Here is a 6,754-nt window from a genome sequence, read left to right on the forward strand (position 1 = left end):
TTTCACGGTAAAATAGAAAACATCCGATTGTAACAGATACTACATTCACTTTGGACCCCATAAAAGGGGTACGGTTCCTATGACACAAGAGATTAATCTAAAAAGCGAGATAACAGCAACCCAAACAGGGCAAAGAATTGACCAAGCATTGGCCGCTCTTTTTCCTGATTACTCGCGCACACGCATCAAAGAATGGATTTTATCCGGTGCAGTTACCGTAGACGGTATCATAGTAGACAAGCCTCGGGAAAAGGTTTTTGAATCTCAGTTAATTGAAATTAATGCAACGCTTGAAGAAGAAGTCCGCGCATTAGCTCAAGATATCGATTTAAATATCGTTTATGAAGATGACCACATCATTGTCATCAATAAGCCTGCGGGTTTAGTTGTACATCCTGGTGCTGGTAATGCTGATGGCACATTAATGAATGCATTGTTGCATCATTGTCCAGATATTGAGCATGTTCCACGTGCAGGTATCATTCACCGTTTAGATAAAGACACGACCGGTTTGATGGTCGTGGCTAAAACGGTTGAAGCGCAAACGCATTTGGTTGCCGCACTTCAAGCTCGCGATATTGTTCGTGAGTATGAAGCCATAGTACAAGGTACTATGACGGCGGGCGGTTCTGTGGATGAACCTATTGATCGTCATCCAACTAAACGCGTGCAAATGGCAGTGATAAACGGTGGGCGTCCTTCGGTTACCCATTACCGTGTGGCGGAAAAATTCCGTGCGCATACGCGTCTGCGATTACGTCTTGAAACAGGCCGCACTCACCAAATTCGTGTGCATATGGCGCATATTGGTCATGTGTTGGTGGGCGATCCTGTTTATGGTGGTCGTCCTCGTCCACCTAAAGCGGCAAGCCCTGAATTTTTCGAATTGTTGAAAAACTTTAAACGCCAAGCGTTACATGCAGTCCGTTTAGAGTTAGCTCATCCAATTACCTGTGAAATCATGAGCTGGCAAGCCCCTATTCCTGAAGATATGGCATTGCTAACCAAGGCTTTACGCATTGATACTGAGCTAAATCCAGTTGAGTATTTATAAATGCTAATACCCGATTGGCCTTTACCTCTTAATGTCGCTATTGCGTTTACAGATCGTCACGGTGGCTGTAGTTTGCCGCCTTTTGACAGTTTAAACCTTGGGCTACATGTTGGAGATTTACCCAAACGGGTAAAGGCAAATCGTGAGCAACTTGTTTCAGTATTGCATTTACCCAACGAGCCATTATGGTTAGAGCAGGTGCACGGTGTAGAGGTGGTGTCATTTTCAGACATAGCCTTTAACGCTGAAATGGATCAACCAGTGCCAGTTGCTGATGGCAGTTATGCTAATCAATATGGGCAAGTGTGCGCGGTAATGACTGCAGACTGCTTGCCGATTTTGTTGTGTGATAAACAAGGTCAACAAGTGGCAGCAGTCCATGCTGGATGGCGTGGTTTATGTGCGGGGATTATCGAACAAGCCGTTAAGCGATTCTCTGTGCCAGCATCTGAGTTAATTGCCTGTCTTGGCCCGGCCATAGGCCCCAAAATGTTTGAAGTTGGCGCGGAAGTGAAAAGCGCGTTTGTGGCGCAACAATCCGCAGCATCAAATTGCTTTATTGCGCAAACGGGTGCAAATGATAAATATTTAGCTGACATTGTTGGTTTAGCAAAATTGCGTTTAGCAGGGCTAGGGGTCAATTGTGTATACAGTGTTGATGAATGTACCATGTCTAATCCTAATTACTTCTCATATCGCCGAGAAAAACAGACCGGCAGAATGGCCTCATTAATCTGGCTGAAGTCCTAGTCTGTTTTTATTGTATAAAAAAGTTGCACTTTTTATATCAGTTAATGGTTTATACGCTTGAAATTGTCTATTTATGCCCCCATCTTTTACGTAACAGAATATCCATAGTGGATATCCATTTTATGTATCAGATGTAGGAGGTTATATGAGGCTCGATCGTATGACTAATAAGTTTCAAATTGCCATTTCTGATGCGCAGTCATTAGCATTAGGGCGGGATCATCAATTTATTGAACCTATCCATTTAATGATGGCACTGCTTAACCAAGATTCTGGCTCAATTCATCCTTTATTAACCCAAGCGGGCATTCGTGTCAGTGCGTTGCGCTCGTCACTCAGCCAAGAGTTAGAACGATTTCCACAAGTGGACGGTACTGGCGGAGATGTGCAGTTATCGCAGGGGCTTATTCGCCTTTTAAACTTGTGCGATAAGTTGGCGCAAAAGCGCAAAGACAAATACATTTCATCTGAATTATTTATTCTGGCAGCCCTAGAAGGGAGTGATCCATTAGCCAAAGCCTTAAAAGATGCTGGCGCGTCAAAAGAGTTGATGGAAAAAACCATCGAACAAGTTCGTGGCGGTCAAAAAGTGGATGACCCAAATGCTGAAGATCAACGTCAGGCATTGAAAAAATTTACTGTCGATTTAACTGAGCGAGCAGAGCAGGGTAAGTTAGATCCCGTCATTGGCCGCGATGATGAAATTCGTCGCACGATTCAGGTTTTACAACGTCGCAGTAAAAACAATCCGGTATTAATTGGTGAGCCTGGTGTCGGTAAAACGGCAATTGTTGAAGGTTTAGCGCAGCGCATTGTGAATGGTGAAGTCCCTGAGGGGATCAAAAACAAGCGTGTGCTTTCTTTAGATATGGGCTCATTGATTGCGGGTGCAAAATATCGTGGTGAATTTGAAGAACGTTTAAAAGCGGTACTCAATGAATTATCTCAAGAAGAAGGCCAGGTCATTCTATTTATAGATGAGTTACACACCATGGTGGGTGCTGGTAAAGGCGAAGGCGCTATGGATGCAGGTAATATGTTAAAGCCTGCTTTAGCTCGAGGGGATTTACATTGTGTTGGTGCAACGACTCTAGATGAATATCGTCAGTATATTGAAAAAGATGCTGCGCTTGAACGCCGTTTTCAAAAAGTGATAGTGGATGAGCCCAGCGTTGAAGATACCATCGCTATATTACGTGGTTTGAAAGAACGTTATGAATTACATCATCACGTTGAAATTACCGATCCGGCAATTGTCGCTGCGGCGAGTATGTCGCACCGATATATTTCAGATCGAAAACTGCCAGATAAAGCCATCGATTTAATTGATGAAGCCGCATCAAGCATCCGTATGCAGATTGACTCAAAACCAGAATCGTTAGACCGGCTTGAGCGACGTGCAATCCAATTGAAATTGGAAGAGCAAGCTTTGTCCAAAGAAACCGATGATGCTAGCCGTAAACGTTTAGATCATTTGCAGCTTGAACTAAAAGACGTTGAATCTAAAGCATCGGAGCTGAACGAAATTTGGCATACAGAAAAAGCCGCCTTGGCCGGTACTCAGCATATTAAAGCTGATTTAGAACAGGCCAGGATGGACATGGATGTAGCTCGGCGCGCTGGCGATTTAACACGAATGTCAGAGCTACAATACGGCCGTATTCCAGAGCTTGAAAAACAGTTAGATTTAGCCTCTCAAGCTGAAATGCAAGATATGACTTTGTTACGCAACAAAGTGACCGACGTTGAAATTGCCGAGGTATTATCTAAAGCGACAGGTATTCCTGTGTCAAAAATGCTTGAAGGCGAGCGCGAAAAACTGTTGCATATGGAAGCCGCATTACATGAGCGTGTTATTGGGCAAAATGAAGCCGTTGATGCAGTATCAAATGCTATTCGTCGAAGCAGAGCAGGACTTGCCGATCCGCAGCGTCCTATCGGATCGTTTTTATTCCTAGGGCCAACGGGGGTAGGTAAAACAGAGCTATGTAAATCATTGGCGAAGTTTTTGTTTGATACTGAATCCGCATTAGTCCGTATCGATATGTCTGAGTTTATGGAGAAGCATACCGTATCAAGACTCGTTGGTGCACCTCCAGGTTACGTAGGTTATGAAGAAGGCGGATATTTAACAGAAGCCGTGCGGCGTAAGCCATATTCGGTCATCCTATTAGATGAGGTTGAGAAAGCGCACCCAGATGTCTTTAATATTTTGCTACAGGTATTAGATGATGGACGCCTAACTGATGGTCAAGGTCGTACCGTGGATTTCAAAAATACCGTCATTATCATGACATCGAACTTAGGATCTGACCGTATTCAAGAAAGCTTCGGCATGGTGAGTTATGATGAGATGAAGCAAAGTGTCATGAACGTTGTGATGCAAAACTTCCGTCCTGAATTTTTGAATCGTGTCGATGAATCGGTTGTTTTCCATCCTCTTGATGCCAATAACATCAAGCATATTGCCAGTATTCAAATTGAATTGCTGCGTAAGCGCTTAACTGAGAAAGATTTTGATCTACAGGTATCAGATCAAGCGCTGACATTAATTGCAGAAGCTGGATTTGACCCCGTCTATGGTGCTCGACCACTTAAACGGGCGTTGCAACAAGAAGTGGAAAACCCATTAGCGCAAAAACTACTACGAGGGCAGTTAATTCCCGGTCAATTGATACGAGTTGATGTTGAGGAGGGGCAATTGGTGTTTTTACAATAACCTTTATCTAAACATTCAATAAACAAAGGGAGCTAAGGCTCCCTTTGTCGTATTAATCTGGTTAGATTTTATTTTTGGATCTTCTATTTTAACGGTATTAATTACAAAATAGCCTGACACGTTCAGCATTTTCAGCTCTAGCGGCTTGTTTATCTTCTTCTGTCATTGCCACATCTTCGCCCGTCACAGGATCTTTTCGGGTAAGTCTATTATAGGTATCGAGTAAACTCATGCTGTGCTTTGCGCTTTCGCAAATAGATTCTGCTTGTTTAGCATCTTTTTCTTTTATCAATTTTGCCGACTTAGCTAAATCCGATTCAGGTTCTTTTTCGGCCGTTTTACGTATTGGGGAAGCCGTACCAATTTTACTGGGTTCAATATCATCACTACTAATACGCTTTGCATCTACACCTTGAGGTGCTTGCTGACTGTAATGAATCAAGCCATTACTGTCTGTCCAAGTATAAATCGTAGTGGCGAAAGCTGATGGCGCAATCGTCAAGCTAGCTACCAATAAAAGTAAAGGTTTCATATAAGCATCCAAAGTGAAAAGCTGTAATAAACGACTATCCTTGATAAAACAAAAATATGTTATCTTAGGGTAAAATCCAACTTATATTTATTATTAAGTATCAGTGTATGCAAAATTCAGCAAATCAAACAACAAAAAACAAAGGTATCTACCTTTTACCTAATCTATTTACGACAGCCGGCTTGTTCTCCGGTTTTTATGCGGTTATATCTTCGATGAATGGACATTTTGAGTCCGCAGCGATAGCCATATTTGTTGCCATGATATGTGACGGCTTAGATGGTCGAGTTGCACGGATGACAAATACACAAAGTGATTTTGGGGCCGAATATGACAGCATGGCAGATATGGTGTCATTTGGTATGGCACCCGCCATACTTGCTTATAACTGGGCGTTAAGTGATTTAGGTAAGATAGGTTGGATGGCTGCGTTTATATACTGCGCAGCGGCGGCATTACGACTAGCTCGATTCAATACGCAGGTAGGCTCAGCCGACAAACGCTTTTTTCAAGGTTTAGCAAGTCCAGCAGCCGCAGCTGTTATTGCAGGTAGTATTTGGAGCGGTTCAACTTATGGCGTTGAACCCACAAATATAAGTTACTTAGCGGCATTGATTACTGCACTCACTGGCTTGCTGATGGTGAGCAACTTTAAATATCACTCTTTTAAAGATGTTGACTGGAAAGGGAAGGTAAACTTTCTAGTGATGATCCTAATTGTCACGGTATTCGCCATTATATCGGTTGAGCCTGCAATTATCCTGTGCATAGGTTTTTATTTATATGCATTATCAGGTCCTTTCATTACCTTAAAAAGTGTCGACAAGATAAAAGTCGGTCATATTGTGGGTGATGACCCTTCAGACATCCCTCCAGTTGATGATAAAAAATAACCGGCACCTTATATACATCTTATATTTTGGGGCTGGTGACATTAGAATAGACAGTTTCTAAATACCTTGTTGATGTGCCCAACAAGGTACTTGGGTTTTAAATTACCGCAAATATCTGCCGATTTACTCTAACCAACTCACTCAAAATCCACCTAATACAAGATAAAATACTTAAAACAGCGTGAAATAAAAGCGAATTGATTGATTCGTAATCGAACGAGCCTGTTTTTAATAAAAAGTACAAATTTCCCCTTGCGCAAAAATCTTAGCTCCCTATAATGCGCATCCACTGACACGGCACAGCGCGAAAGCAAAGCGCCATCCGAGGTAAATCACTTAGGAAGTCAGCTTGATTTGAAACATAAAGGCTTCGGTTTTAAGCTCAAATCAAATGCGAAAAGAAAGTTTGAAAAAACACTTGACGCAGACAAGGGAAAGCGTAGAATACGCAGCCCAAGCCAACGACCTAGCGTCTCACGGCGATGTTTGAAAAATTAACATCAACGCTCTTTAACAACTTAAACAAGAAATCTGTGTGGACATTCACAGGTATTGAGTTATTCGAAATTGCTTCTTCTTAGGAAGAGCAATCAAAAAATTTAAACTCAATGCAACGATGAATGTTCATAGAAATATGAAGCTACAGTAATGTAGTTGATAACTCGTTAGCTCTTATGAGCGAAGCGAATTATAACAGTAGAATTCATTGAGCCGAGACTTTGTCTCAACAAAACTTTAATTGAAGAGTTTGATCATGGCTCAGATTGAACGCTGGCGGCAGGCCTAACACATGCAAGTCGAGCGGC

General features: G+C 42.3%; 5 protein-coding genes and 1 rRNA gene. 5 read left to right on the forward strand and 1 reads right to left on the reverse strand.

The annotated features are described in order from the left end of the window. Positions 1-79 precede the first annotated feature (79 nt). The 3 genes from rluD (at position 80) to clpB (ending at position 4,523) form a co-directional block, all read left to right on the forward strand. A complete protein-coding gene (gene rluD, locus OHT75_RS03880; RefSeq protein WP_264725128.1) occupies positions 80-1,054 on the forward strand; it encodes a 23S rRNA pseudouridine(1911/1915/1917) synthase RluD in 975 nt (324 codons plus the stop codon). Next, positions 1,055-1,804, forward strand: a complete 750-nt coding sequence (gene pgeF / locus OHT75_RS03885) for a peptidoglycan editing factor PgeF (protein ID WP_264725129.1) — start codon at positions 1,055-1,057, stop codon at positions 1,802-1,804. A 145-nt stretch (positions 1,805-1,949) separates the two neighbouring features. After that, a complete protein-coding gene (clpB, locus tag OHT75_RS03890) occupies positions 1,950-4,523 on the forward strand; it encodes an ATP-dependent chaperone ClpB (RefSeq protein ID WP_264725130.1) in 2,574 nt (857 codons plus the stop codon). A gap of 97 nt (positions 4,524-4,620) precedes the next feature. Here clpB and OHT75_RS03895 read toward each other — a convergent pair whose 3' ends face one another. Next, a complete protein-coding gene (locus OHT75_RS03895; protein ID WP_264725131.1) occupies positions 4,621-5,055 on the reverse strand; it encodes a DUF4124 domain-containing protein in 435 nt (144 codons plus the stop codon). 107 nt (positions 5,056-5,162) lie between these two features. Between OHT75_RS03895 and pssA the strand changes: the two genes are divergently transcribed. Then, entirely contained in the window at positions 5,163-5,948 is a 786-nt protein-coding gene (gene pssA / locus OHT75_RS03900; RefSeq protein ID WP_264725132.1) for a CDP-diacylglycerol--serine O-phosphatidyltransferase, read from the forward strand. 736 nt (positions 5,949-6,684) lie between these two features. Further along, a 16S ribosomal RNA gene (locus OHT75_RS03905) occupies positions 6,685-6,754 on the forward strand; the annotation flags it as partial.

Origin of the sequence: Shewanella subflava (assembly GCF_025971955.1) — a bacterium.
GTDB lineage: Bacteria > Pseudomonadota > Gammaproteobacteria > Enterobacterales > Shewanellaceae > Shewanella > Shewanella subflava.